The following is a 25,036-nucleotide window of genomic DNA, read 5'->3' as shown; positions in this document are numbered from 1 at the left end:
GCCCGCGCTGCTTGGCTCCCGAAGGATCCGACACCGTTTCTACTCTCCTACGGTCTGGTCGGGTCCGCTGCGCGCTCCGCTACGAACCGGCGGTCTCGATGCCCTTTTGCATGCCGGCGACAGCGTCGTCGACGGACTTCGTGCCGTTCAGGGCAGCATAGGCGTTGTCCTGGATGGCCTTCGACACCGCGGGATAGAACGGGGTGACCGGGCGCGGCACGGCGCTGGCGATGGATTCCTTCAGCGCGGGCAGGTACGGCATCTTCGCGATCAGGGCCGGGTCGTCATAGAGCGAGGCGCGCACGGAAGGCAGCGCGCCCGAGGCGATGATCTGCTGCGCCTCTTCGCTGATCAGGTAGCGCACGAAATCGGCCGCGGTGGCCTTGTTCTTGGAGAACGCGCTGATCGCGGCGTTGTAGCCACCGAGGGTGGACGCGCCGACGCCGGTGTTGCCCGGCAGCGGGGCCACGCCGAACTTGTCCTTCACCGAGGAGGTGTCGGCGTTGGCCTGGGCGTACAGGTACGGCCAGTTGCGCAGGAACAGCAGCTTGCCGGACTCGAACGCGCTGGCGCTCTCGCCCTCCTTGAAGGTGATGGCTTCCTTGGGGATGTCACCGCTCTTGTAGGCGTCGACGAGGACCTTCAGGCCCGCCTTCGACTCCGGGCTGTTCACGGTGGGGGTCTTGCCGTCGGCGCCGACGAAGCTGCCGCCGAAGGCGTTGATGACCTCGGAGGTGTTCACGGTCAGGCCCTCGTAGGGGGCGAGCTGACCGGCGTAGCAGCCGATGTTGTTGTCGCGGGCCACCTGGCACTGGCCGAGCATCTCGCTCCAGGTCCGCGGCGCGTTGGGCACCAGGTCCTTGCGGTAGTACAGCAGGCCGCCGTTGGTGTTGCGCGGGGCCGCGTACAGGGTGCCGTTGTAGGTGGCGCTGGCGACGGTCGGCGCGAGCAGTGGCGCGGTGTCGATGGCGAAGGTGTCCTTGAGCGGCTGGATCCAGCCCTTCGCGGCGAATTCCGCGGTCCACGGGACATCGAGGGCGACGACGTCGTAGCCGTCCTGCTTGGCGCGGAAGTGCTCGGCGAGGTCGTCGTGCTGCTGGTTCGCGTCGGCCGACTGCTCCTTGAACGTCACCTGCTCGTTCGGGTGGGCGGCGTTCCAGCGGTCGATGAGCTGCTTGACCACACCGGTCTCGGTGGTGTCCTTACCCTCGACGTAGGTGATCGGGCCGCGGCCGGTCAGGTTCTGGTCGAGCGCGTTGCCGCCGTTGTCACTCGAGCAGGCACTGGCGAACGATGCGGTAAGCAACGCAATCGAGGCAGCAGCCATCGTCGCTCTGGGGACAAACTTCAAGGCCATCGCAGACACTCCAGGGTCGAGACGTGAGCAGCAGCACACCCGTGCGGTGCACGGGTCAACATACATGGTGGGTGGATGCCACGTCCGATCGTCCTGTCCAATCACATACTTTCCGGTCAGTTCGCGAACGGATCACAGTCGCCTGCGGTGCCCTACCCTCGACGGGGTGACCAGTCCATCGCCGTCGACGCCCGACCGGATGCTCTCGCGCATCGGGGGTTTGCTGCGCAAGGCCGAGGCCACCGACAACGAACACGAGGCCGAGGCGTTCCTGGCCGCGGCCCAGCGGCTGGCCACGAAATCCTCGATCGACCTGGCGGTGGCGCGTTCGCACGTCGCCGACCGCGAGCGCAGGTCCACGCCGGTGCAGCGGATCATCCCGATCGGTGAACCGGGGCGAAAAGGGCTGCGCACCTACGTCCAGCTGTTCGTCGCGATCGCCGCCGCCAACGATGTGCGCTGTGATGTCGCCCGCAGCTCCGCGCAGGTCTACGCCTACGGTTTCGCGGCCGATATCGACACCTGTGAGGCGCTGTACGCGAGCCTGCTGATCCAGATGGTGCGCGCGTCCGATCACTACATCAAGTCCGGCGCGTACCGGGAGGCGACGGTGATCAAGATCGTCGCCGAGAAGCGCTTCGGGCGCACCGTCCGCCGCAAGGTGGAGGCGCCGGTGGCCGGGGTCACCGCGCGGCTGAACTTCCAGATGGCCTTCGCCGCCCGCGTCGGCGCCCGCCTGGCCGAGGTGAAGGCCGAGGTCGTCGCCGAGCAGGCCCCGGCCGCGTCGACCGGCACCGCGCTGGCCCTGCGCGACAAAGAAGTAGCCCTCACCGACTTCTACACCGCCACCTCGGAGGCGCGGGGCACCTGGCGGGGGCCGCAGACATCCACCGGACATTCGGCCGCCGCTCGCCGCGCCGGTGATCGGGCCGGGCGCTCGGCGAGATTGGGCACCGCACCCGAACTGCCCGCCGCCCGGGCGAAACTCGGCCGATGAGAGCGCACCTGCTCGGTCGTTCGCCGGGACGGGGCAGCGTCGCCGCGATCGGTCCGAACGTCCGGAACGGGCGCGGTGGCATCGCCTGATCCCGGCCGTCGCCGGGATGCCCAGCGGGCCAAGGTCTACGACGCCGAGCAGCTTGTCCGGGGTGTGTTCGATCGCGCGCAGGAGTTCGGGCACCGCACGGTCGAGGTCTACGGGTCGCAGCTCACGCTGCCGGTCGAGCGCCGCTTCGCCTCGGTCGAGTCGGTGCAGTCCTACGCGGACAAGGTGCTGACGCTGAATTGGGTACGCGCGCAGTGGGACAGGGCGGCGGTGCCGGTACGGGTCCGCGCGCGGTCCGGTGCGTCGGCCGCCCACTACGAACCCGCCGACTCGGTGCTGGCGGTCCCGCTCCATACCGGCGCGACCGCGTGGGCATTGCGCGAATTGGTAGTGCTGCATGAACTCGCCCACCATCTCGCGCCCCAGCCGGGCGAGGCGCCACACGGCCCCGAATTCTGCACGCGCTACGTCGAATTGGTGGACGGCGTCATCGGACCCGAAGCGGCCCTGTTGATCCGTGCGACGTTCGCGGGCTGCGGGGTTCGCTTCGGCTGAGATCGATCCGACCGTTGCCCGATCCGCTGTCGTCGATGCGCGCATACCCCGCGGCGCGTCGATAATCGCCTGCTGCGCGACTGCCGCCGACCCACATGAGCGCAGATGCGGGTGGGGAGTGTGCGTGCGGTGGCGTCGGGCCGTGAACACGGCGAATCCCGCCGGTCGTCTGGCACCGGCGGGATTCGGGGAGCGGATCAGTCCTCGGCGACCCGCAGGTCGACCTCGACATTGCCGCGAGTGGCGTTGGAGTACGGGCAGACCTGGTGGGCCTGCTCGGCCAGCGCCTGCGCTTCCTCGCGGGACAGGTGCGGCAGCGTGATCTCGAGCGTCACGGCCAGCCCGAAACCACCGTTGTCGTTCGGGCCGATCGACACCTGCGCGCCGACCGCGGAATCGGCGACGTTCGCGCCGGCCTTCTTGCCGACCAGCCGCAGCGCCGAGTGGAAGCACGCGGCGTAACCGGCCGCGAACAGCTGCTCGGGGTTGGTGCCCGCGCCGTCGCCGCCCATCTCCTTCGGCGGCGCGAGCACGACGTCGAGCTTGCCGTCGGTGCTGCGCGCGGTGCCGGAGCGGCCTTCGCCGCTGGCCAGGGCTTCGGCGGTGTAGAGGACCTGCATGGGAGCTCTCATTTCTCTGTGAGGGTGTCGGTGAGTTTGCGGAGTAGTCCGCGCAGTGCGGTGACCTCGTCGGTGGACAGTCCCGCGATCTGGGCCATCTCGACCGGGATCCGGCACGCCTCGGCGCGCAGGTTCCGGCCGTGTTCGGTGAGCACGATGTCGACGCGACGTTCGTCGTCGGCCGCTCGCCGGCGCTCGACGAACCCGGTCGCCTCCAGTCGCTTGAGCAGCGGAGACAGCGTTCCCGAGTCCAGTTCGAGCGTCTTGCCGAGCTCGCCGACGCTGCGCCCGTCGCGCTCCCAGAGCGCGAGCATCACCAGATACTGCGGATAGGTGAGCCCGAGCCGTTCCAGCTTCGGCCGGTAGACCGCCGTCATCGCCCGCGAAGCGGCGTACAGCGGGAAGCAGAGCTGCTCGTCGAGGGTGAGTCCATCGGTCATGTCAATAATGTAGCCCACAATTAAGTTGTGCACAACCATTCAGTGGAAGACGACGGCGAGGAACCCCGAGACGTACGCCACCCCGAACAGCACCGGCACCCACTGCTCGATATGCGACAGCGGCCAATACCGCGCCCGATCCCGCCCCTCCCCGAGCGCCCACCACTCGCCCTTCCAGAACGGCGACGCGGGCAACCGTTCCTCCAGCGCCCCCACCACCTGAAACTTCGCGCCGTTCAGCAAGCGGTAGCTGCGCACCAGGTAGAACCAGGCGAAACACTGCCCGAGCACCGCGATCAACGGGATCACCAGCCACCGCGCGGTATCCGGGGGCGGTGACTTCCCGAACACGGTGACCAGCGTGAAGATGCCGGTATTGAGCGTCAGGAAGAACGAGTTCGCCAGCCCGCGCCGCGCGCTCACGCGGTCGGCCATCTCCACGTAGAGTCGGTATTGCTCGAGCACGGCGCTGTCATAGGCGCGGTCGTCGGGCTCCCGGCCGGGCGCCGGGTCGTTCCACAGCCGGGCGCGCAGCTCGGTCCCTCGATCGTCGTCGTCCACCGCTCGCCTCCACGGTGCCGCGTGCAGGGTGATCACGCTCCGAGCCTGCCGCCGTCGCGCGGGCGGGTCGCGGGTAGTCGACTACTCGGCTTCGGGCGCGTCGAGCAGCGCGCTGACGCGTGCGTACCGGTCCAGCCACCAGGCCGTGCGGTCCGGGTCGGGGTGTCGGTACTTGTCGAGCAGGGCCGGGTCGGGTTCCGGTGCGGTGGTCGGGACGGTCAGCCAGCCGTTCACCGGCCGGAGCGAATCGGCCACGAGGTCGCCCTCGAACAGGGCGAGGGTCCCCAACCCGCAGGCGAACTCGAGCTGCGGCAGGGCACCCGCAAGGGCGATCTGGGCGGCCAGCCCGACGCTCGTCTCCAGGGCCGACGACACCACCGTCGGCAGTCCCGCCGCGTCGGCGACGGCCAGCGCCCGCCGAACGCCGCCCAGCGGAGTGCACTTCAGCACGGCGACATCGGCGGCCCCGGCCACCGCGACGCGCAGCGGATCCTCGGCCCGCCGGATCGACTCGTCCGCCGCGATCGGCACCGCCACCCGCCGCCGCACCTCGGCCAATTCCTCGACCGTCCGGCACGGCTGCTCGACGTACTCCAATCCACCGGCGGCCCGGTCGATCTCACCGATGTGCCGCACCGCGGTATCCACATCCCACACCGCGTTGGCGTCCACCCGAATCGCCCCATCGGGCCCGATCGCCTCCCGCACGGCGGCGACCCGCGCCATATCCTCCGCCAGCGACCCGGGATGATCAGCGACCTTCACTTTCGCTGTCGCACACCCGGACTCCCGCACGATCCGCCCGGCCCGCTCCCCATCGACGGCGGGCACCGTGCAATTCACCGGCACCCGCTCCCGCACCGGCGCGGGCCACCCCACCGTCGCCTGCTCGACCGCGGTAGCCAACCACCCCACCGCCTCCCGATCCCCATACTCCGGAAACGGACAGAACTCCCCCCACCCCAACTCCCCCCGAATCAACATCCCCTCCCGCACGGTGATCCCCCGAAACCGCGTACGCAGCGGAATCGCATAAACGAACATCTCGGCGCCCACGCCCCGATCGTAGAACCCGGGTAGTCCCGCGCGTGCCCGTGTCGGCGTCGGGCGCGCCGACACGGGCGGGGGTTCAGAGGCGTTCGATGATGGTGGCGTTGGCGAGGCCGCCTGCTTCGCACATCGTCTGGAGGCCGAAGCGGGCGCCGCGCTGGTGCAGGGCGTGGACGAGGGTGGTGGTGAGGCGGGCGCCGGAGGCGCCGAGGGGGTGGCCGAGGGCGATGGCGCCGCCGTTGACGTTCACCTTGCCGAGGTCGGCGCCGGTTTCCTGGGCCCAGGCCAGGACGACCGGGGAGAAGGCCTCGTTGATCTCGATCAGGTCGATGTCGTCGAGGGTCAGGCCGGACCGGCGCAGCACCTTCTCGGTGGCGGGGATGACGGCGGTGAGCATGAGCAGCGGATCGTCGCCGGCGACCGCGAAGCTGTGCAGCCGGGCCAGTGGGCGCAGGCCCAGCTCGGCGGCGCGTTCGCCGGACATGATCAGCACCGCGGCGCTGCCGTCGCTGACCTGGCTGGCCGAGGCCGCCGTGATCTCCCAGCCGATCTGCGGGAAGCGCGCCGCCATGGCCGGGTCGTAGTAGGCGGGCTTCAGCTTGCCGAGGGTCTCCAGGGTGGAGCCCACCCGGATGCCCTCGTCGGTGTCGAGCCCGTGCAGCGGCGCCAGCTCGGCGGCGAAGAGTCCATCCTTGGTCGCGCGGGCGGCCTTCTCGTGGCTGCCGAGCGCGAACTCGTCGAGCTGGGTGCGGGTCAGCCCCCACTTGGCGGCGATCAGTTCGGCGCTGATCCCCTGGGGCACCAGCCCGTCCGGGTAGCGCTCGGCGAACGCGACACCGGACAGGTCGGTGGCCCCGATCAGATTGGCGCCCATGGGAACCCGACCCATGGACTCCACGCCTGCCGCCACGACGATGTCGTACGCGCCCGCGATCACACCCTGGGCGGCGAAGTGGATGGCCTGCTGACTGCTGCCGCACTGCCGGTCGACGGTGGTGGCCGCCACCGATTCGGGATAACCGGCGGCGAGGGCGGCCCGCCGGGTCATGTTCGAACCCTGTTCCCCGACCTGGGTGACGATGCCACCGATGACGTCGTCGATCAGGGCCGGGTCGATGCCGCTGCGGTCGACCACCGCGCGCAGGCTGTGCGCGAGCAGGTCGACGGGACGGACGTCGTGGAGTGCGCCGTTCGGCTTGCCCCGCCCGATGGGGGTGCGTACCGCTTCGACGATGACCGCGTCTCGCATGGGAGTCCTCTTTCGACGGTGAGCCAATGCTGGCTCTATCCAACAATAGCCAGAGTAGGCCCTAACTATCATCTCCTCAAGTCAGAGATGGGTATGATGTCGGTCATGGCAGCCGTGATGGAAGGGCCACTGGCCGATCTGAGCAAGTGGGGTACCGAGGGCTGTTCGATCGCGCGGGCCATGGACCTGATCGGCACCCGCTCGGCGGTGCTCATCCTGCGCGAGGCCTACTACGGCACCACCCGCTTCGACGGTTTCGCCCGCCGCGTCGGCATCACCGACGCCGCCGCCGCGAGCCAGCTGCGCAAACTCACCGCGGCCGGGCTCCTGGAAAAGCGCCCCTACCAGGAAGAAGGCAAGCGCACCCGCAACGAGTACGTGCTCACCCCCATGGGCCGCGACCTGCTCCCGGCGGTCGTCGCCCTGTGGCAGTGGGGCGACACCTACCTCCAGCCGGGCCCGGCACCCCTGCATCGCGTCGACGTCACCACGGGCGAACCCGTCCGCGCCGAACTCCGCAGCGCGGACGGCACCGAGGTCCCCCTCGAACAACTGGCCGTCCGCGTCAACCCCGACTACCTCCGCTACCGCGACGCCGAGCGTAAGAAGAACAGGGACGCCACGCCCTGACGGCGGTCGCCGCCGTTCGGTCAGGCGGTGAAGACGCCGATATTCACGTCCTCGGTGCCGAGGGCCTGGAACAGGCTCACCCAGAGCAGCACCATGGGCTCGGTGCTGCGCGCGGTGTGCAGCGGGCCCAGATCGATGAGCTGATCCGGTGCCCAGCCGAACGCGAGCAGCAGTTCGGTGACCGTCTTCTTGGCGGCGGCGTCGTCACCGCTGAGGAAGATGCTGTGCTTGCCGGGGATCCGGCCCGGGTCGACCATCACCTGGTTGTTGGTGGTGTTGAGCGTCTTCACCACGAAGGCGTCGGGGAAGGCGGCCTGGAGCGACTCGGCGACGCTGCCCGCTTCGGGCACAACGAGTTTCGGCGGGAAGCCCTGGGAGAAGTCGAGCGGGTTGGACACGTCGACCACGACCTTGCCGCGCAGGTTGTCCGCCCCCGCCGCGGTGAGCGCGGCCAGCGAGACGGTGCCGGAGGTGGCGTTGACGATCACATCGGCATCGGCAGCCGCGTCGGCGAAAGTGCCGTGGGCGCCGCCTGTTTCGGCCGCCCAGGCGGTGGCGTCGGCATTGTCGGCCGTGCGCGATCCCATCGTCACCGTGTGCCCGACCTCGACCAGCTTGCTCGCCAGCCGACGGCCGACCTGCCCTGTCCCGAGTACTGCTACGCGCATGTCCGCTACCTCGTCTGTCGAGTAGCCCGGCGAGCACCGGGCCCGAACAGCATAGGTCCAGGTGAGGGCACCCGCCGAGCGACTACGCGCAGAGCTGAATCGGGTGTGACGGGCGAGCGGCGGCAGCCGCCCGCCCGGTCCAGCTCAGCGCAGGCGACGACCGTCCGTCGCGCTGAAGAAGTACACGTGCTCGGGATCGGCGACCAGCTGGAGCAGCTCGCCCTTGGCCGGCGGCTTGCGCCAATCCACCCGCGCGACAATGGTTTCCCCGGTCTGCCCGCTGGTCCCGTCGGAGACCGCGCGACCGTAGACGTAGGCGTCGGAGCCGAGCTCCTCGACCACGTCGACCTCCATCCGCAGCCCGCCGTTGCCCACCTCGAGGTGCTCGGGCCGGATGCCGAGCACGACCTCGCCCTCGCCCGCGTCGGCCACCGCGCGCGGCACCCGCACCGGGTAGCCGCCGATGGTGACCGCGCCGTCGGCGACGGGCAGTGTGAACAGGTTCATCGCGGGCGAGCCCATGAACCCGGCGACGAACATGTTCGCCGGATCGCGGTACAGGTCGCGCGGCGACGCGCACTGCTGCAGCAGGCCGTCCTTGAGCACGGCGACGCGGTCACCCATCGTCATCGCCTCGACCTGGTCGTGGGTGACGTAGACGGTGGTGGTGCCCAGCCTGCGCTGCAACTGGGCGATCTGGGTGCGGGTCTGCACGCGCAGCTTGGCGTCGAGGTTCGACAGCGGCTCGTCCATCAGGAAGACCTGCGGCTGGCGCACGATCGCGCGGCCCATCGCCACCCGCTGACGCTGACCACCGGACAGCGCCTTGGGCTTGCGGTCCAGGTACTGCTCGAGGTCGAGCAGCTTGGCCGCGGCCAGCACCCGCTCGTCGCGCTCGGCCTTGGACACCTTGGCCAGCTTCAGCGCGAAGCCCATGTTCTCCGCGACCGACATGTGCGGGTAGAGCGCGTAGTTCTGGAACACCATCGCGATGTCGCGATCCTTGGGTTCGGCGTTGGTGACGTCGTTGTCGCCGATCAGGATGCGGCCGCCGTTGACCTCCTCGAGGCCGGCCAGCATCCGCAGCGAGGTGGACTTGCCGCAGCCGGACGGGCCGACGAGGACCAGGAATTCGCCGTCGGCGATCTCCAGGTCGAGTGCGTCGACGGCCGGCGTGGTCGCACCGGCGTAGAGCCTGGTGGCGCGGTCGAAGGTGACAGTAGCCATGCGTGGTTCAACATCCCATCCCGGCAGGAACGTGCCGGACGATCCGAGTACAGGGTCGCAGGGATCGTAGCGGCCCACCCGGACCGGCTCGGTATTTCCGGGTAGCCTCGGGCACGGAGCCCACCCGAGTGCCGAGGAGCACGGTATGAGTCGTCCGGTCCGTATCGGAGTCCAGCTTCAGCCGCAGCATGCGCCCGAGTACGCGCTCATCCGCGACGCGGTGCTGCGCGCGGAGGACGCGGGCGTGGACATCGTCTTCAACTGGGACCATTTCTTCCCGCTGACCGGTGATCCCGCCGGCGCGCATTTCGAATGCTGGACCATGCTCGGCGCGTGGGCCGAGCAGACCGAGCGGGTCGAACTCGGCGCGCTGGTCACCGGTGGCGGGTACCGCAATCCCGATCTGCTCGCGGACATGGCCCGCACGGTCGACCAGATCAGCGGCGGCAGGCTGATCCTCGGGATCGGCGCGGGCTGGTTCCAGCGCGACTACGACGAGTACGGCTACGACTTCGGCACCCCGGGCACCCGGCTGAACCTGTTGAAGGACAGCCTCGCCCGCATCGACGCCCGGCTGAAGAAGCTGAATCCGGCGCCGGTCCGCGACATCCCGATCCTGATCGGCGGTGGCGGCGAGCGCAAGACGCTGCGGCTGGTCGCCGAGTACGCCGACATCTGGCATTCCTTCGTCGATGTGGCGACGCTGGCGCACAAGAACAAGGTCCTCGCCGAGCACGCCGCCGACATCGGCGCCGACGCGGACCGGATCGAGCGGTCGGTGCAGTGGCAGGGCCGCGAGCAAGCTGACGCGTTGCACGCCGCCGGTGTCACGCTGTTCACCGTCGGCGTCTCCGGCCCCGACTACGACCTCAGCACCGTGCGCAAGGCCATCGAATGGCGCGACGATGTGAACCCCGAACTCCTGGAAGGCCTCGCCTGACCTGCTGATCCGTCCCGACGCGGGGTGCGCGTAACCCTCGCCGTGCAAGGTTGCGGCTAGGGTTTATCGCCATGGCAGGTGTGCGTGCTGTGCGAACCCGGGCGCGGATAGCCGCGTTGTTACTGCTCGTCGGCGTGGCGGCGACCGGCTGCGGCGACGGCGGTGACACGGCGACGCGTGATCTGTGTTCCCCGCCCGGCGCGAGCGCGGCCACGGCTGCGCCGACCAACCTCGCCTCCTCGGCGACGGCGGGCACCGATCGCTACACCACCGCGACCACCGCGTCGGTCGAGTCGATCGACACCGGCAAGCTCGGCCTGCTGAATCCCGGGACGCTCAGCGTCGGCACCCTGTCGGACGCGCCGCCGAGCATCTGCGTGAACAGCCAGGGCACCTTCACCGGATTCGACAACGAACTGCTGAAGGCGATCGGCGCGAAGCTCGGGCTGCGGGTCGAGTTCGCCGGCACCGAGTTCGCCGGTCTGCTCGCGCAGGTCTCGGGCAAGCGCTTCGACGTCGGCTCGTCCAACATCACCACCACCGACGCCAGGCGGGAGCTGGTCGGTTTCACCAACGGCTACGACTTCGGCTACTTCTCGCTGGTCGTGCCGCAGGGCAGTGCCATCAAGGGCTTCGGCGATCTGAACAGCGGCACCAGGATCGCGGTCGTGCAGGGCACCGTGCAGGACGAGTTCGTGGTGAACCAGCTGAAGCTGGACCCGGTGAAGTTCCCCGACTACAACACCGCCTACGCGAATCTGAAGTCCGGCCAGGTCGACGCCTGGGTCGCCCCGTCGGCGCAGGCCGAGGGCGCGATCGAGCCCGGCGACGGAATCGTGGTCTCGGAGAACACCTTCAGCCTGGACAACTTCGTCGGCTACGCCGTCGCCAAGACCAACCAGCCGCTCATCGACGCGCTGAACTCCGGGCTCGACGCGGTGATCGCCGACGGCACCTACGCCCGCCTCTACGAGGACTGGGTGCCGCGCGAACTGCCGCCCGGCTGGAAGCCCGGCTCCAAAGCCGCGCCGGCCCCGCAACTTCCGGACTTCGCCGCCATCGCCGCGGAGCAGGAGCCGGGGCAGACCGAGCAGGTGCAGCAGAAGTCCACCCTCGAGCAGCTGAAGGACACGTTCTTCGACTGGTCCCTGTACCGCAAGGCTTTTCCCGACCTGATCAAGACCGGCCTGCCGAACACGCTGATCCTGGCGCTGGTCTCGGGCGTGCTCGGCACGGTGCTCGGCATGATCCTGGCGGTGATGGGCATCTCGCGCACCCGCTGGTTGCGCTGGCCAGCCCGCGTCTACACCGACATCTTCCGCGGCCTGCCCGCCGTCGTGATCATCCTGCTGATCGGCCTCGGCATCGGGCCCGTCGTCCGCGGCATCACCGGCGGCAACCCGTATTGGCTCGGCGCGATCGCGCTGGCGCTGCTCGCGGCCGCCTATATCGGCGAGATCTTCCGCTCCGGCATCCAATCGGTGGAGCCGGGACAGCTAGAGGCCGCCCGTGCCATCGGCTTCGGCTACCGGCAGGCGATGACGCTGGTGGTGATCCCGCAGGGCGTGCGGCGGGTGCTGCCCGCGCTGATGAACCAGTTCATCGCGCTGATCAAGGACTCGTCGCTGATCTACTTCCTCGGCCTGCTCGCCTCCCAGCGTGAGCTGTTCGCCGTCGGCCGCGACCTCAACGCCCAGACCGGCAACCTGTCCCCGCTGGTCGCGGCCGGTCTGATGTATCTCGTGCTGACCATCCCGCTCACCCACCTGGTGAACTACATCGACGGGCGGATGCGCACCGGCAGACCGACGCCCGCCGACCCGATCGAGCAGGCTGTCATCACGGAAGGACGTGGCGCATGAGTGCCTCCTTGACCGGTACCGGCCTCAATCTGACGCTGGGCAACAACCACATCCTGCGCGGGGTCGACATCCACGTCGAGGCGGGCCACGCGACGACCGTCATCGGCCCGTCCGGCTCGGGCAAGTCGACCCTGCTGCGGGTGCTCAACCGCCTGCACGAACCCGATTCCGGCGACGTGCTGCTCGACGGCAAGTCGGTGCTGCGCGACGATCCCGACAAGCTGCGCCAGCGCATCGGCATGGTGTTCCAGCACTTCAACCTGTTCCCGCACAAGACGGTCGCCGACAACATCGCGCTCGGCCCGCGCAAGCTGCGCGGGCTCTCCGCCGAGCAGGCGCGGGCGCTGGCGCTGGAACAGCTCGAGATCGTCGGGCTGGCGGACAAGGCCGACGCCCGGCCCGCGTCGCTGTCGGGTGGTCAGCAGCAGCGCGTCGCCATCGCCCGCGCGCTGGCGATGAAGCCGGAGCTCATGTTCTTCGACGAGGCCACCTCGGCGCTGGACCCGGAGCTGGTGAAGGGGGTGCTCGCGCTGATGGCCGACCTCGCCGCGGGCGGCATGTCGATGATCGTGGTGACGCACGAGATGGGCTTCGCCCGCAGCGTCTCCGACAGTGTCGTGTTCATGGATCGGGGCGTCGTCGTAGAGACCGGCACCCCCGACGCCGTCTTCGACAACGCGGAGACCCCGCGCCTGCGCCGCTTCCTCGATCAGGTCCTCTGACCAGCTCGAACGCGATTACAGCAACGAATGCGCAACTGTTAATGTCAGAGGTGTTCCAGTGTGAATCGACCGGTACGAGTACAGGGAGAGCACCGATGACAACGGCACATGTCGAGCATCCAGAACACACCCACGTCCACGGCCCCACCTGCGGGCACGTCGCGGTCCCGCACGGTGACCACGTCGACTACGTCCACGACGGCCACCTGCATCGCGAACACGAAGGCCACTTCGACGAGTGCGAGACCGCCGCACACGTCGAGCACTCCGCCCACGACCACGTGCACGGCCCCGGCTGCGGGCATGTCGCGGTCCCGCACGGCGACCATGTCGACTACATCCACGACGGCCACCGGCACGCGGCGCACAACGGTCACTACGACGACCACTGATCCGCTGAGCGCGCTCGCGCGCCCGTAATACTGTCGGCTCGACGGCCGATCCTCCGCCGGATACTGTTCGGTGTCCTGGCGGTCAGCTGAATGTCTGCCGATTCATGTTTTTCTGGGGAGAGCTCGGCGGATGGTCAGAACAATCAGGCGCGCACTGGCTTTGGGGACCGCCGCGAGCGTGCTGGCGGTCTGCGCCGCCGTCCTCGGCGTCGGCACCGGCCTGGCCGAGGGCGGCGGCGACCCGATCGTCGAGTCGAAGAAGCTGCTCGCGACGCCGACCACCGCGGACGGCTCGCACATCGTCTCCAGCCGGATCGGCGAGCGCGATCTGAGCATGCTGGTCTTCTCCGCCGCGATGAACAAGGCAATCACGATCAAGGTGCAGCGCCCGAAGGACGCCTCGCAGCCGCGACCGGTGCTCTACCTGCTCAACGGCGCGGGCGGCGGCGAGGACCGGGCGACCTGGTGGCAGAACACCGACGTCGGCGATTTCCTCGCCACCAAGGACGTCAATGTGGTGATGCCGATCGGTGGCGCCTGGGCGTACTACACCGACTGGCAGCGCGACGATCCGACGCTGGGCCGCAACAAGTGGCGCACCTTCCTGCTCGACGAGCTGCCGCCGCTGGTCGACCGAGCCCTGGGGACCAACGGCGTCAACGCCATCGCCGCCAACTCGATGACCGCCACCGCAGTGCTCCAGCTCGCGGAGGCCAGGCCGGGCTTCTACCAGTCCGTCGCCGGGTACAGCGGGTGCGCGCAGATCGCCGATCCGATCGGTCAGCAGTTCACCAAGCTGGTGGTGGAGACCTACGGCGGCGGCGACGTGCGCAATATGTACGGCGCCGACGACGACCCGGCCTGGGCCGCCAACGATCCGGTCCTGCACGCCGAGAAGCTGCGCGGGACAAGGCTGTTCGTCTCCGACGCGTCCGGTCTGCCCGGCCCGCACGACAGTATCGACGACCCGTACATGATGAACCCGACGCCGGTCGGCCTGGCGAACCAGCTCATCGTCGGCGGGGTCATCGAGGCCGCGGTCAACTGGTGCACCCGTAACCTCGAGGCCAAGCTCGGTGATCTGGGCATTCCGGCCACCTTCGACCGCCAGGCCACCGGTACCCACTCGTGGGGCTACTGGCGCGACGCGTTCCACCGGTCGTGGCCGGTGCTCGCCGTGGGGCTCGGCCTGCCCGAGTAGGCGCTCAGTCCGTCACGGTGGCGAAGGCCGACCACAGCAGCGGGGCATTCTCGGGGGCCGGGTCGGCACGCCACGCGGCCAGCTGTGCGCGCTGCCAGGTCAGCAGCGTGGGGATGGGTGTGGACGAATCGTGGGCGGTGTCAACGGCGCAGATGGCGGCCTGCAGGGGATGGCCCGTCGCGCTGGTGAGGGTGTGGAAGGCGTGGTCGGTGGGGAGCGGCCAGCGGGTCGCGGTGACCAGCTCCGCCCCGGCCGACAGCGCGGCGGTGGTGAGCCCGAGCGCCTCGGTGAAGCGCAGGTCACCACCGCTTTCGCAGGCGATGAGGGCGACCCGGCTCGGCATCGGCCACAGTTCGCGACCGGCCGTCGGCACGGGGTCGATGGTGTGCGTGCCGAGCAGCAGGTCCTTGGCCGAGAGCGGGCGATGGGTGCGGGTCGGGGTCGCCAGGCCGCGGGCCTCGGCGGTGCAGCTCAGGTGGAGTTCGGCGTGCTCGCTCTCCCCGGACTCCGGCGGCGGCGCGGTGACGTGGCCGACGTAGACGAGTCGGCTCGCGCCTGCCCGCAGCACCGCCGACAGCCATTCGCGGTCGGTATCGGTGCGGCGGAACAGGTCGACGGGATCACCGACGTGCGGCAGGAGCCTGCCGTCGTAGCGGCCGAAATGCTGGGCGACAAGGGTTTCCGCGCTCGGCCTGCCGAGGACGGAGCCCAGTTCGGAATCGGCCCGGTAGCCGGGTACCCGTGGATCGAGCACCGCGACGACCGGTAGCTCGGCGGTGTCGGCCCAGTGGTGCACGACCCGCTCCGGCGCGTGCACCACCGAGGCGGGTGCGAGCAGACTGACATCGGCGATATCGAGCAGCCGGAGCTCGGGATCGGGCGCGATGATCTCCCACGGCACCTGCGCGAGGCGCGGGGACGGCTGGATCCGCAGGTGCGGCCGGATGCCGCGCTGGGACAGCTCGTAGAGCTGCACGGCGAGCCCATACGGCAGCAGGGCCCGGGAAAGAGCTTGGGCCAGTTCCTTTTCCGCGTCGGGGTCGGCCAGCGCGCCCTCGGTCATCACCCGTCGCAGCTCGTCGGGCCGCCCGGGATCGGGGACCGCGTCGGCCAGCAGTTCCAGCACCTCGCGGACCTGATCTCTGGGCAGGATCCCGACGCCGCGCGCGGCGGTGTCGTCGTGCCAGCGCCACGACACGTAGACATCGCCCGCGTCGGCCATCCTGATCAGGGCGGTGGGGGCGCTCATAGCGCGATCACCCGGTCGTCGCGCACCGGTCGCGCGTACCGCCGCTCGGCATAGGAGATGAAGTCCGACAGCACGATTCGACCGTGATCGGACAGTCTCGGCGGGGGCGCGACGGGAATGCCCGCGGCCGCGGCGACCTCGGCGAGCGCGGTGCCGAGCTGGAGCGCGGGGGCGGCGACGGTCTCCTCGTCGGGTGCGTCGAGCAGCTCGAAACCGAGCGTCGGCGTGAGCGCGTCGTCGAACGCGGCCGGGTCGAGACCGGTTCCCGCGCACTGGGTATCGATCAGATCGCTGACCAGCTGCCCGTCCCCGGACAGCACGGCGAAGCGGAAGGCGAGCCGCATGGCCGGTTCGGCGACCGCGCGATGCCAGTGCTCCCGCTGGTTGCCGTTGGGCAGGGTGTGGCGCACCGCGTCGATGGCCAGCGCGGCGGGCACCGCGAGTCCGACGCCCCGCGTGACCAGGGCCGGATCCGGTTGCGCGGCATGCTCTATCGCGGTGTGCAGCAGTTCCGCGTGCCAGTAGTCGAGCTGGGCGCAGTGCAGGCCGAGGGCGTGCGCCGAGTACTCGGCGAAGGCCGCGGCCAGCAGTTCCTCGCAGCCTGCCGGGTCGCCGAGAGCGAACAGCGTGGTGGCCAGCCGCAAGCGGACGTCGGCGGCGTCGATGACCGCGCCGGTGCTGTCGAAACGCTCCAGCGCGCGCAGGTAACCGGCCCGCGCTGCGTCGTAGTCACCGCGGCCCTCGGCGAGGAAACCCAGTGTCTTGTAGCCGATTCCGGACCAGTGCCCCAGCTCGGCGCCTTCGAAGAACGCCTGGCTGGACCGCAGCGGCTCCTCGGCTTCGTCGTAGCGGCCCGCCCGGACCAGCATGATCGCCAGGTTCTGCGACGCCTCCGCGACCGCCGCCGGATCGCCGGTGGCGGCGAAGGCGGTCATCGCCTGGCGGGCGAAGTCGAAGGCCATCTCGTGCCTGCCGGTCTCGAACGAGCTCACGGCCAGGTTCATCAGCGGATGACCCGCCAGTTCGGGCGCGAAACGCTCGGTGACGCCGAGTGATTCGTTGGCCAGCTCGGCGGCGTGCGCCCACTGCTGACGATGCAGCGCCACCGCGGTCAGCGAGAGCAGACAGGCCACCCGGACCATGCCCTGGTCGGTGGTGCCGGTGAGCAGTTCGCGCGCTTCTTCCAGCGCCTGCTGCGCGGCGTCGAGTTCACCGAGGTGCTGGAGCGCCTGCGAGAGGTTGACCAGGGCGGCGGGTCGCTGGTGCGCCGCGTCCTCCGGCAGCACGGCCAGCGCGGTCCGGAACAGCTCGACCGAGCGTCGATGCTCGCCGATCTCGTCGGCCATGCTCGCGGCATTGATCAGCGCCGCACTGCGCAGCCGGGGCGCCGCGCCATCGGCGACCCGCTCGAAGATCGCCAGCGCGCCGACCAGATCGCCACGCTGATACGCCGCGTATCCCTCGGTGAGCTGGGCGTCGTCCTTGTCGGAGGTCTTCCCTACGGCTGCCATCTGCTCCCTCGCCTCGATCGGGGACGGTCGTCGAGTTCAGCTGTCGTTGCCGCCGCTCGACCTCGGCGGACAGTCTGCGCGTCACCGGCCGACGAGGGCAGGGCGCGCCGCGCCGCGCCGAGCAGGGCGACGCGGCGGCTCGACGGATGATCGGCGGTGCGCTGCGCGAGCATCAGAAATCCGAATCATCTGCGGCGGCAGCGGACTCAGCGCCCAGCAGGGGTTCGCCGGTCGACGATCCGGCCAGTCGCTGCCGGGCGAAATCCCGTATCAGTCCGCGCGCAGGCGTCTCGTCCGGGTGCGGGCCAGCCGGTCCGACACCGGGAACGAAGACGTCGACGGCCAGTTCGCTGCCGACGAACTCGCCGACTCGCGCCGTGCCGATCCAGGCGTCGCCCTGGTGCCGCAACGCCACCTCCGCGACCTCGGCACCGGCCGTGACGAGGGCATGCGGGCGCAGATGCGCGGGCACCTCGGGCGGGCCACCGGGCGCGGCGACCACGCTGACCCGCACCGTCGACACGCCCTCCGCCCGCACAACCTGCCAGGACACCGCGCCGCCACCCGCGTCGACGATGCCGGGCGGACACCGGCGCCAGTCGCATTCACCGCTGCCGCGCGCGAACACGAGGCCGCCGGTGCTGCCGGTGCCGCCGGCGGCGAGCGCGTAATCGTCCGCGCGGGCGGACTCCGGTCGCGGCCCGGCGTCGGCGTAATCCGATGCTGACAGACGGTCGAGCACTCCGAATCCGGCCGGGCGGTCGAGTGGTGTCGGCGGCTCGATGTCGAGGGCCATATCGCACGCCTCGGTGAGTTCGTCGATATCGGCGGCCAGCAGCGCCGGGTCGAGCGCGGGGATGCCGTCGACGGTCGACGCGGGCCACCATCGAGAGGCCCAGTGCGCGTAGGCGAGTCGCCGCAGCGCGGCGGCGAGGTCCGGCCGGAGCGACGCGGCCGTGGGCACGCTCGTAGCGAGCGCCGGGTCGACGACGGCGGGGCGTTCGTGTGCGTCGGCGACAGCGAGCGCGACCTCCTCGCCGTAGACCGCCCACAGCCAGTCCTGGGCGGCGTCCGGATCGTCCAGCACGGCGGCGGGCAGGTCGGGCCCGGCGAGCAGGCTCCAGGTCAGGTGGCCGCCCGCCACCTCGAGCACGAGGACATCCAGCGCGGGCGCGGCATCGAGCACCGTCGGAGCGCCCGGCGGCAGCAGCGTCACGAGCTCCGCCGCGCGTGCGACGTGGATCGCGGTCATCAGCTCGCCCTCGCTTCCGCCACGGGCTGACCCAGGATGGTCAGCGCCTGTTTCACCCGGGCGCGATGGTCGAGGATCACCGACCGGGCGACGCCGTCGAGCAGATCCCACAGCTCACCGGGTTCGTAGACCGGCATCTCCCGCACGTCGCGGCCGTGCAGCCGGACCCACAACCTGCGCAGATACGGTCGCCACGGGGTGCGCAGCTCGGCGGCCACGGTGGCCAGCGGGCCGGTCGCGCCGGGTCCGTGCACTGCGTACCGACGCGCTTGCAGCACGTACGCTTCCCGCCGCCACCGCTTGTTCACGATGTCGTGCGCGCGCGAAGTCGCGGGATCGCCTTGGTCCGTGGCCGCCGCGAGGTTCGGGTTCGCCCCGTCGGCGGTGCCGATCGGCGAGAGGCCCAGCGCCAGTTCGCAACCCACCGCCGCCGCGAGCCGCAGTGATTCGTCCAGCAGTGCCCAGGGGGAGCAGCCGCGCGAGATCTCCGTGGTCACCAGTTCCGGGATGTCCGGCAGATCGGTGCGGTCGACGCTGCCCTGGAGCACCGTGAAGACCCGCTCGTAGATCGTCCGGTCGAACGGCAGTCCGAGATTCGCGGTCGACGCCGACGCGCCCAGGTCGGGACGCTGGGGACAGGTGTGCACGGTCAGTCCGAGGTCGTCGGCGCCGTGCGCCGGATGCGCCCGCCACAGCGCGATGCCGCGATGGGTGCCCGCCTGGTCCTCGATCAGCTCGTCGAGCAGTGGGCCCGCGTCGGCGGGATCACCGTCGCGGGCCAGGGTGCTGGCCTCGAGCAGTTCGGTCAGCGCCGGTGCCAGATCGCGCACCCCGAAATCCGACAGCGGCCGCCGGTTCCAGGCGACTTCGACCAGCGCGGTGAGCTCTACCAGCCGATTCGGGTCGGTCACATGGTCTTTCAAGGCCGCCGTGGTCCGCCCGCCGGTGCTCTCGTGCACCTCGCGCAGCATCGCCTCGGCCCGCGCCCGCGCGTCCGGGCCCGGCGGGCCGTGCACGGTCGCGAGTTCGAAGCAGCGCTGGAAGTACAGGTCCTGGGCGTTGCCCTCGGTGATCCGCAGTGCCCGGCGCACCTGCTTGAGCACGGTGAACCAGTCCGCGCAGGCCCGCAGCACGTCGGATCGGGCCAGGACCAGCGAGGTCAGCAGGGTGGCGCCGTCGGCCGAGAGCACAGTCCCGGCGCACAGCGGATGCTGCACCGGCCGGATGACCAGCGGATCGAGGATCAGCTTCACGGTGCGGCGCAGCGGGCCGCCCTGGGGCCCACTCAGGGCGTCGACACCGTCGAGCCCGCGCCACACCTCGTCGAGCACCAGGGCGCGGGGTCTTCGCATTCGACCAGGTTAACGACATTTCCGGCGGGTGGCGCCCGGAAAAGTTGGGATCGGTAGGTCGGCGAGGATTTCTACCTTTCTCTCAACGGGTCAACGACAACCGGCCCGATCGACCGAGAGAACGGAAACACCATGAACACCAAGCTGATCGCGGCCCTCGCCGCCTCCGCCGCCGCCACCGCGCTGTTCGTCACCGGTTGCAGCGACTCCGGCACCAGCTCCACCCCGTCGAGCACCGGCTCGGCCGCCCCGGCCCCGGCCGCGGGCAAGTCCACCGCCAGCGTCGACGGCAAGGAATTCACCGCCAAGTTCGACACCATCTGCGCCAAGCAGGGCGGCGTGCTGGCGCTGTCGCTGACCGACCTGGCCAACGCCACCTACGGCAACCTGTCGGTCAGCGCCACGGTCGAGGGCGACGCGGTCCAGGCGGTGGCCATCGGCGGCACCCAGGGCGGCTCGAACGGCCTGCCCTACGCGGTCGGCTACGGCAACGGCCAGCCCGGCGGCTCGGCGAAGCTCGCCAAGGACGGCAACACCTTCCGCATCACCGGCGAGGGCGTCAGCGCCGACATGACCAACCCGCTGGCCGGCCCGACCACCGCGAAGTTCGACATCACCTTCGCCTGCACCACCATCGCCTGATCCGTTCGCGACCCGGTCGCACCACTTCACGAGGAGGAATCATGAAATCCAAGCTCCGCGCGGCCGCGGTCGCCTTCGGTGTCCTGTCCATCGGCTACTACCTCTACTACGGCCTCACCTACACCCCCGACGAGTTCACCGGCGGCATGCTCGGCTGGGTCGGCCCGCAGATGGCGCTGCCGATCATCGCCCTGACCATCGTGCCGATGGTCTTCGCCTTCACCGGCGACGGCATCATGGAGGCCTTCACCGGCCGCAACAGCGGCGAGTTCCGGCACGGTGAGGTGGGCATCGGCACCATCACCGCGTTCCGCCAGACCGGGGTCTCGGTCAACGATCAGCCGCAGGTGCGGATCGAATTCCGCGTGGAAGGCGCCGACGGGAAGGTCTTCGACTCGCACGCCAAGATGATCGTGCCGCTCACCGAGCTGGCGCTGCTGCAGCCCGGCGTCGTGCTGCCGGTCCGGTATCTGCCGGGCCGCACCGACAAGGTCGAGGTGGACCGCTCCGGCGACGCGGGCGCCGCGCAGCGGGCGATGAACGAATCGCTCATCCGCAAGGGCATCACCACCCGCGGCAAGCTCGACATCGCCGAGCGCGGCCTGGCCGCTCAGGCGGTGGTCCGCAGCCTCGACGTCCCCGGCCGGATCCGTGGCGGCTACACCGAGATCATCCTGGGTCTGGTGGTCACCCGGCCGGACGGCAGCACCTTCCAGACCAGCGCCGAGAAGTTCCTGCCGCCGACGGCCATCGGCCACGTGCAGGTCGGCCGGATCCTGCAGGTGCACTACCTGCCCGGCAACGAGCAGGAGGTGGTGATCTCCCTGCCGGTCAACGCCTGATGACAATCGAACCCACCCGAACTCGGCGAGGACAGCACTCGCCGAGTTTTGGTCGTGTGTTCATCTTCGCGTTCCCGCTGGCTCGCCTGGACTGCCTACCGTGCGGCGAAGTCCGACCTACTCAGGAGTCACCGTGAGTCCGAAACCGCTCGCCCTGTTCGTCAAGCACGACGGCCAGTCGGCACGCGCCGCCCTGACCTGTGAATACAAGTGTGGCAACGCTTGCTTCCACGAGCCGCCGAACACGTCCGAGGGCGCCTACTTCGGTGACATCGTCAGTGGCCTGAACCGTCGCGGCCTGATCAAGGGCGGCGCCGCCGCCGTGCTCGCCCTCGGTGCGGCGGGCGCGCTCGCCGCCTGTGGCGACGACGCCTCCGAGGCCGCCGTCACCCCGGCGCCCACCCCGGCCGGAACCCCCGGCACCGGAACGGCGTTCACCGCCGTCGCGCCGAACAAGGAAGACGCGCTGGTCATCCCGGACGGCTACGAGCAGCAGGTGGTGCTCCGCTGGGGCGACCCGCTCTTCGCCGACGCCCCCGCGTTCGACTTCGACAAGCAGACCGCGGCCGCGCAGGCCAAGCAGTTCGGCTACAACAACGACTTCGCCGCGCTGCTGCCGATCGAGGGCCAGGCCAACAGCTACCTGCTCGTGGTCAACCACGAGTACACCACCGGCCCGATGATGTTCCGCGGCTACGACAAGGCCAACCCGACCGACGAGCAGATCGCGATCACCAAGGCCGCGCACGGCATGGCCGTCGTCGAGGTCAAGGGCGAGCCCGGCACCGGCAAGCTGACCCCGGTCTTCGGCAAGTACAACCGCCGCATCACCGCCGACTCCGAGTTCACGCTGACCGGCCCCGCCGCGGGCAGCGCGTTCACCGTCACCGGCGCCGACCCTGCGGGCACGAAGGTGCTCGGCACCTTCGCCAACTGCGCGGGCGGCGTGACCCCGTGGGGCACCGTGCTGTCCGGCGAGGAGAACTTCAACGGCTACTTCGCCAACGGCGACAAGGCTTCCGATCCGCAGGGCCGGGTCAAGCGCTACGGCTTCCCCAAGGGCGGCACCCCCAACCAGTGGGAGCGCACCGACAAGCGGTTCGACCTGAGTCAGGAACCCAACGAGGCCAACCGCTTCGGTTACGTCGTCGAGGTGAATCCGTGGGACGCCTCCTCGACGCCGATCAAGCACTCGGCGATGGGGCGGCTCAAGCACGAGGGCGCGTCGATCTACGTCACCGACAAAGGTGACGTCGTCTCCTACACCGGCGACGACGAGAAGTTCGACTACATGTACAAGTTCGTGTCCTCGCGCAAGATCCAGTCCGGCACCGGCGCCTCGGCCATGCGGCACAACCTGACCATCCTCGACGCGGGCACCCTCTACGTCGCCAAGCTCACCGGCGACCACCCGGACAAGATCGACGGCAGCGGCACCGTCCCCTCCGACAAGGGCTTCACCGGCAAGGGCCAGTGGATTCCACTGCTGGAGACCGGCGCCGACGGCAAGGGCAAGTCGCACGTCGACGGCATGTCCGCCGCCGAGGTCGCGGTGTTCACCCGCCTGGCCGCCGACAAGGTCGGCGCCACCAAGATGGACCGCCCCGAGGACTTCGAGGCCAACCCGTTCACCGGCAAGGTCTACGTGGCGCTGACCAACAACGACAACCGCGCCAAGGACGAGAAGGTGGCCGGCGTCGACGAGGCCAACCCGCGCAAGCTGAACAAGAACGGCCAGGTCCTCGAGCTCACCGACAACCACACCGGCACCGACTTCACCTGGTCGCTGCTGCTGGTCTGCGGTGACCCGGCCGCCGCCGACACCTACTTCGCCGGCTTCGACAAGACCAAGGTCAGCCCGATCTCCTGCCCGGACAACCTGGCCTTCGATCCCTACGGCAACCTGTGGATCTCCACCGACGGCAACGCCCTCAAGACCAACGACGGCCTGTTCTCGGTGATCCTCGACGGCCCCAATCGCGGTGAGACCAAGCAGTTCCTCACCGTCCCCAAGGGCGCCGAGACCTGCGGCCCGATCGTCACCGAGCAGCGCGTCATCGTCTCGGTCCAGCACCCGGGCGAGGCCGACGACGCCACCCCCGACAACCCGCAGTCGCACTGGCCCGACGGCGGCGCCGCCCAGCCCCGCCCGGCCGTGGCGGTCGTGTGGAAGAAGAACGGCGGCCGCATCGGCGTCTAGCCGAATCCCGTCCCGCTGATGAAACCGCTACTCGACTGGGCGAGTAGCGGTTTCGTCATCTCCGGGCGCTGGTTTCGAGTAGCCGCCTACTCGCGCCCCGACCGCACTCGCCGCCGACACTGAATCCCGCATTCGTCGCACTTCCATCGAAAGGATTCGGCCATGGCGATTCGGCTGCAGTCGTTCAACTTTCCGAAATTCTTCGTCCGTCATCAGAACTTCGAAGGCGAGCTGATGGAGCTGAACTCGCCCGGCTTCGCCGACGACTTCGCCTGGGAGGAGGAGTTCCTGCGCAAGGATGGGGACGGATTCTCGATCGTCCGCTTCCGGTCGAAGAACTTTCCCGACAAGTTCCTGCGCCACAGCGACTTCCGCATCGTGCTCACCGCGGACGACGGGTCCCAGCTGTTCCGCAACGACTCCTCGTTCCGCAGGCGCAACGGACTCTCCGGTGACCCGGAACAGGGTTGGCGCTCGTACGAATCGGTCAACTTCCCCGGCCGCTTCATCCGGCACCGCAACTTCCACGTCTTCGTCGACGACAAGGCGCCCAAGCTCGCCGCCGACGCCACCTTCAAACGAGTCGACGTCTGATCGAGTCAGCTGCTGCCGAAGCTGGGCATGTTGGCGAAGCGGGCGAAGTCGCCCTGGGTGGTGTTGTAGAGGTTGAGGTCGGTGGCGCCGCCGATGCCGGGGATGCTGCCGCGGTCGGTGGTCTGCCAGAAGGTCCAGGTGGGCCAGTTGCCGGGGACTTCTGGTTCGGCCTCGCCGCGGTAGTCGGCGATCCAGAGGGGGTAGCGGGTGAACAGGCTGGTGTCGGCCATCGCCGTCTTCCAGAAGTTCGGGTACGTGTAGATGATCGGGGCTCGGCCGGTGAGGGCCTGGACCGTGTTCAGGTAGCGCTGAGTCCAGTCGATCAGGGCGTCCGGTGGCAGGCCGCCCGAGGTCTCCAGGTCCAGCACCGGCGGCAGGTCGAGCGGGCCGTTCTGGCCGAGGACCGTCGCCGCGTACAGCGCGGCCTGCGGTTCGGGCGGCAGCTCCGGCCTGGCGAAATGGTAGGTGCCGCGGGCCACGCCCGCCGTGCGCATGAGCAGGCTGTCCGGCACGAAGTACGGATTGACGTAGTGCAGTCCCTCGGTGGCCTTGACCATGGCGAATTGGTGTCCGGCCGCGCGGACCGCGTGCCAGTCGATCATCCGGCCGTCCACATGCTGCCAGGACGACACATCGGGACCGCTCGGCCCGGCCTGCGCGGTCACGGGCACGAACCCGGCCAGCGCGACCAGCGAGAGCGCGGTGCAACTGCGGCGAACCGTCGAACTCCAGCGCTTGGTGTCCATGGCCCTCGACCGTAGGTCATTGATGCGGGTGGGGCCAGTGTTACTGATGAGGTGTTGTCGAATAGTTGGCAGAGCACCCGGTCAGCGGTCTGGACCGCCCGGACCGGTCGGTGGGTGCCCGTATCTTGG

Annotated in this window: 25 protein-coding genes; 12 read left to right on the top strand and 13 right to left on the bottom strand. The window is 69.7% G+C overall.

Features of this window, described 5'->3' with window-relative positions; translation table 11 throughout:
- Positions 1 to 79 precede the first annotated feature (79 nt).
- Positions 80 to 1,357: an ABC transporter substrate-binding protein gene (locus AB0L91_RS11205; protein ID WP_355275109.1), complete on the bottom strand. Its 1,278-nt coding sequence runs from the start codon at positions 1,355 to 1,357 to the stop codon at positions 80 to 82.
- Between the two features lie 199 nt (positions 1,358 to 1,556).
- On the opposite strand from AB0L91_RS11205, the gene AB0L91_RS11200 reads away from it, so the two are divergent.
- A complete protein-coding gene (locus tag AB0L91_RS11200) occupies positions 1,557 to 2,354 on the top strand; it encodes a DUF2786 domain-containing protein (protein ID WP_365011254.1) in 798 nt (265 codons plus the stop codon).
- A 75-nt stretch (positions 2,355 to 2,429) separates the two neighbouring features.
- A complete protein-coding gene (locus AB0L91_RS11195) occupies positions 2,430 to 2,957 on the top strand; it encodes a TIGR04338 family metallohydrolase (RefSeq protein ID WP_365009118.1) in 528 nt (175 codons plus the stop codon).
- Positions 2,958 to 3,154: 197 nt separating this feature from the next.
- On the opposite strand, the gene AB0L91_RS11190 is transcribed toward AB0L91_RS11195, so the two are convergent.
- The 5 genes from AB0L91_RS11190 to AB0L91_RS11170 form a co-directional block, all read right to left on the bottom strand.
- Positions 3,155 to 3,577 carry an organic hydroperoxide resistance protein gene (locus AB0L91_RS11190; protein ID WP_355275434.1) on the bottom strand — a complete coding sequence of 141 codons (423 nt, stop codon included), beginning with the start codon at positions 3,575 to 3,577 and terminating at the stop codon, positions 3,155 to 3,157.
- An 8-nt stretch (positions 3,578 to 3,585) separates the two neighbouring features.
- Positions 3,586 to 4,017 (bottom strand): MarR family transcriptional regulator, encoded by a 432-nt coding sequence (locus AB0L91_RS11185; RefSeq protein ID WP_365009117.1) that lies wholly within the window; start codon positions 4,015 to 4,017, stop codon positions 3,586 to 3,588.
- A gap of 39 nt (positions 4,018 to 4,056) precedes the next feature.
- On the bottom strand, positions 4,057 to 4,578 hold the full coding sequence (locus tag AB0L91_RS11180; protein WP_365009114.1) for a hypothetical protein: 522 nt from the start codon (positions 4,576 to 4,578) through the stop codon (positions 4,057 to 4,059).
- A gap of 81 nt (positions 4,579 to 4,659) precedes the next feature.
- On the bottom strand, positions 4,660 to 5,622 hold the full coding sequence (locus tag AB0L91_RS11175) for an o-succinylbenzoate synthase (RefSeq protein WP_365011253.1): 963 nt from the start codon (positions 5,620 to 5,622) through the stop codon (positions 4,660 to 4,662).
- Positions 5,623 to 5,707: 85 nt separating this feature from the next.
- Complete coding sequence (locus tag AB0L91_RS11170) at positions 5,708 to 6,877, bottom strand: thiolase family protein (RefSeq protein WP_365009111.1); 1,170 nt, start codon at positions 6,875 to 6,877, stop codon at positions 5,708 to 5,710.
- Positions 6,878 to 6,970: 93 nt separating this feature from the next.
- On the opposite strand from AB0L91_RS11170, the gene AB0L91_RS11165 reads away from it, so the two are divergent.
- Entirely contained in the window at positions 6,971 to 7,507 is a 537-nt protein-coding gene (locus AB0L91_RS11165) for a helix-turn-helix domain-containing protein (RefSeq protein ID WP_365009108.1), read from the top strand.
- Positions 7,508 to 7,527: 20 nt separating this feature from the next.
- On the opposite strand, the gene AB0L91_RS11160 is transcribed toward AB0L91_RS11165, so the two are convergent.
- Positions 7,528 to 8,301 (bottom strand): NAD(P)-binding domain-containing protein, encoded by a 774-nt coding sequence (locus AB0L91_RS11160; protein ID WP_365011251.1) that lies wholly within the window; start codon positions 8,299 to 8,301, stop codon positions 7,528 to 7,530.
- An 18-nt stretch (positions 8,302 to 8,319) separates the two neighbouring features.
- Positions 8,320 to 9,402: a sn-glycerol-3-phosphate ABC transporter ATP-binding protein UgpC gene (ugpC, locus tag AB0L91_RS11155; RefSeq protein WP_365009105.1), complete on the bottom strand. Its 1,083-nt coding sequence runs from the start codon at positions 9,400 to 9,402 to the stop codon at positions 8,320 to 8,322.
- Positions 9,403 to 9,547: 145 nt separating this feature from the next.
- Between ugpC and AB0L91_RS11150 the strand changes: the two genes are divergently transcribed.
- The 5 genes from AB0L91_RS11150 (at position 9,548) to AB0L91_RS11130 (ending at position 14,519) form a co-directional block, all read left to right on the top strand.
- The gene (locus AB0L91_RS11150) at positions 9,548 to 10,342 is read left to right on the top strand and encodes an LLM class F420-dependent oxidoreductase (RefSeq protein WP_357342030.1); all 795 of its coding nucleotides are present in this window, start codon (positions 9,548 to 9,550) and stop codon (positions 10,340 to 10,342) included.
- A gap of 71 nt (positions 10,343 to 10,413) precedes the next feature.
- A complete protein-coding gene (locus AB0L91_RS11145; protein WP_365009103.1) occupies positions 10,414 to 12,204 on the top strand; it encodes an ABC transporter substrate-binding protein/permease in 1,791 nt (596 codons plus the stop codon).
- The gene (locus AB0L91_RS11140) at positions 12,201 to 12,926 is read left to right on the top strand and encodes an amino acid ABC transporter ATP-binding protein (RefSeq protein ID WP_355275086.1); all 726 of its coding nucleotides are present in this window, start codon (positions 12,201 to 12,203) and stop codon (positions 12,924 to 12,926) included. Before AB0L91_RS11145 ends, AB0L91_RS11140 begins: the two co-directional genes overlap by 4 nt.
- Before the next feature lie 95 nt (positions 12,927 to 13,021).
- Positions 13,022 to 13,318, top strand: a complete 297-nt coding sequence (locus tag AB0L91_RS11135; protein ID WP_365009101.1) for a hypothetical protein — start codon at positions 13,022 to 13,024, stop codon at positions 13,316 to 13,318.
- Positions 13,319 to 13,448: 130 nt separating this feature from the next.
- Entirely contained in the window at positions 13,449 to 14,519 is a 1,071-nt protein-coding gene (locus AB0L91_RS11130; protein WP_365009099.1) for an alpha/beta hydrolase family protein, read from the top strand.
- A 4-nt stretch (positions 14,520 to 14,523) separates the two neighbouring features.
- Here the strand turns inward: AB0L91_RS11130 and AB0L91_RS11125 are convergent, their stop codons facing one another.
- The 4 genes from AB0L91_RS11125 to AB0L91_RS11110 form a co-directional block, all read right to left on the bottom strand.
- Positions 14,524 to 15,768 (bottom strand): CHAT domain-containing protein, encoded by a 1,245-nt coding sequence (locus AB0L91_RS11125; RefSeq protein WP_365009097.1) that lies wholly within the window; start codon positions 15,766 to 15,768, stop codon positions 14,524 to 14,526.
- Positions 15,765 to 17,279, bottom strand: a complete 1,515-nt coding sequence (locus AB0L91_RS11120; RefSeq protein WP_365009095.1) for a tetratricopeptide repeat protein — start codon at positions 17,277 to 17,279, stop codon at positions 15,765 to 15,767. The genes AB0L91_RS11125 and AB0L91_RS11120 overlap by 4 nt, the downstream gene beginning before the upstream one ends.
- 172 nt (positions 17,280 to 17,451) lie before the next feature.
- Positions 17,452 to 18,531, bottom strand: a complete 1,080-nt coding sequence (locus AB0L91_RS11115) for a hypothetical protein (RefSeq protein WP_365009093.1) — start codon at positions 18,529 to 18,531, stop codon at positions 17,452 to 17,454.
- A complete protein-coding gene (locus AB0L91_RS11110; RefSeq protein WP_365009091.1) occupies positions 18,531 to 19,883 on the bottom strand; it encodes a hypothetical protein in 1,353 nt (450 codons plus the stop codon). Before AB0L91_RS11110 ends, AB0L91_RS11115 begins: the two co-directional genes overlap by 1 nt.
- A 132-nt stretch (positions 19,884 to 20,015) precedes the next feature.
- Between AB0L91_RS11110 and AB0L91_RS11105 the strand changes: the two genes are divergently transcribed.
- From AB0L91_RS11105 to AB0L91_RS11090, 4 genes are all read left to right on the top strand, one after another.
- Complete coding sequence (locus tag AB0L91_RS11105; RefSeq protein ID WP_365009090.1) at positions 20,016 to 20,525, top strand: lipoprotein LpqH; 510 nt, start codon at positions 20,016 to 20,018, stop codon at positions 20,523 to 20,525.
- 41 nt (positions 20,526 to 20,566) lie between these two features.
- Complete coding sequence (locus AB0L91_RS11100; RefSeq protein ID WP_365009089.1) at positions 20,567 to 21,367, top strand: hypothetical protein; 801 nt, start codon at positions 20,567 to 20,569, stop codon at positions 21,365 to 21,367.
- 133 nt (positions 21,368 to 21,500) lie between these two features.
- Entirely contained in the window at positions 21,501 to 23,567 is a 2,067-nt protein-coding gene (locus AB0L91_RS11095) for a PhoX family phosphatase (protein WP_365009088.1), read from the top strand.
- A 162-nt stretch (positions 23,568 to 23,729) separates the two neighbouring features.
- Positions 23,730 to 24,161 (top strand): AbfB domain-containing protein, encoded by a 432-nt coding sequence (locus tag AB0L91_RS11090; RefSeq protein ID WP_355275067.1) that lies wholly within the window; start codon positions 23,730 to 23,732, stop codon positions 24,159 to 24,161.
- Positions 24,162 to 24,166: 5 nt separating this feature from the next.
- Here the strand turns inward: AB0L91_RS11090 and AB0L91_RS11085 are convergent, their stop codons facing one another.
- Positions 24,167 to 24,907, bottom strand: coding sequence for a glycoside hydrolase family 25 protein (locus tag AB0L91_RS11085; protein ID WP_365009087.1), 741 nt, complete (start codon positions 24,905 to 24,907; stop codon positions 24,167 to 24,169).
- Between the last annotated feature and the right edge of the window lie 129 nt (positions 24,908 to 25,036).

The organism is Nocardia sp. NPDC051833, assembly GCF_040681225.1.
Taxonomy (GTDB): Bacteria; Actinomycetota; Actinomycetes; order Mycobacteriales; family Mycobacteriaceae; genus Nocardia.
Note: the sequence above shows the minus strand (reverse complement) of the source record. Positions and strands in the feature narration are given on the sequence as shown.

Bases quoted from the DNA above. Each gene is read 5' to 3' on its own strand.
- AB0L91_RS11205 (WP_355275109.1), bottom strand. From the start codon at position 1,357: ATGGCCTTGAAGTTTGTCCCCAGAGCGACGATGGCTGCTGCCTCGATT.
- AB0L91_RS11200 (WP_365011254.1), top strand. From the start codon at position 1,557: ATGCTCTCGCGCATCGGGGGTTTGCTGCGCAAGGCCGAGGCCACCGAC.
- AB0L91_RS11190 (WP_355275434.1), bottom strand. From the start codon at position 3,577: ATGCAGGTCCTCTACACCGCCGAAGCCCTGGCCAGCGGCGAAGGCCGC.
- AB0L91_RS11185 (WP_365009117.1), bottom strand. From the start codon at position 4,017: ATGACCGATGGACTCACCCTCGACGAGCAGCTCTGCTTCCCGCTGTAC.
- AB0L91_RS11175 (WP_365011253.1), bottom strand. From the start codon at position 5,622: ATGTTCGTTTATGCGATTCCGCTGCGTACGCGGTTTCGGGGGATCACC.
- AB0L91_RS11170 (WP_365009111.1), bottom strand. From the start codon at position 6,877: ATGCGAGACGCGGTCATCGTCGAAGCGGTACGCACCCCCATCGGGCGG.
- AB0L91_RS11165 (WP_365009108.1), top strand. From the start codon at position 6,971: ATGATGTCGGTCATGGCAGCCGTGATGGAAGGGCCACTGGCCGATCTG.
- ugpC (WP_365009105.1), bottom strand. From the start codon at position 9,402: ATGGCTACTGTCACCTTCGACCGCGCCACCAGGCTCTACGCCGGTGCG.
- AB0L91_RS11150 (WP_357342030.1), top strand. From the start codon at position 9,548: ATGAGTCGTCCGGTCCGTATCGGAGTCCAGCTTCAGCCGCAGCATGCG.
- AB0L91_RS11145 (WP_365009103.1), top strand. From the start codon at position 10,414: ATGGCAGGTGTGCGTGCTGTGCGAACCCGGGCGCGGATAGCCGCGTTG.
- AB0L91_RS11140 (WP_355275086.1), top strand. From the start codon at position 12,201: ATGAGTGCCTCCTTGACCGGTACCGGCCTCAATCTGACGCTGGGCAAC.
- AB0L91_RS11135 (WP_365009101.1), top strand. From the start codon at position 13,022: ATGACAACGGCACATGTCGAGCATCCAGAACACACCCACGTCCACGGC.
- AB0L91_RS11130 (WP_365009099.1), top strand. From the start codon at position 13,449: ATGGTCAGAACAATCAGGCGCGCACTGGCTTTGGGGACCGCCGCGAGC.
- AB0L91_RS11125 (WP_365009097.1), bottom strand. From the start codon at position 15,768: ATGAGCGCCCCCACCGCCCTGATCAGGATGGCCGACGCGGGCGATGTC.
- AB0L91_RS11120 (WP_365009095.1), bottom strand. From the start codon at position 17,279: ATGGCAGCCGTAGGGAAGACCTCCGACAAGGACGACGCCCAGCTCACC.
- AB0L91_RS11115 (WP_365009093.1), bottom strand. From the start codon at position 18,531: ATGACCGCGATCCACGTCGCACGCGCGGCGGAGCTCGTGACGCTGCTG.
- AB0L91_RS11110 (WP_365009091.1), bottom strand. From the start codon at position 19,883: ATGCGAAGACCCCGCGCCCTGGTGCTCGACGAGGTGTGGCGCGGGCTC.
- AB0L91_RS11105 (WP_365009090.1), top strand. From the start codon at position 20,016: ATGAACACCAAGCTGATCGCGGCCCTCGCCGCCTCCGCCGCCGCCACC.
- AB0L91_RS11100 (WP_365009089.1), top strand. From the start codon at position 20,567: ATGAAATCCAAGCTCCGCGCGGCCGCGGTCGCCTTCGGTGTCCTGTCC.
- AB0L91_RS11090 (WP_355275067.1), top strand. From the start codon at position 23,730: ATGGCGATTCGGCTGCAGTCGTTCAACTTTCCGAAATTCTTCGTCCGT.
- AB0L91_RS11085 (WP_365009087.1), bottom strand. From the start codon at position 24,907: ATGGACACCAAGCGCTGGAGTTCGACGGTTCGCCGCAGTTGCACCGCG.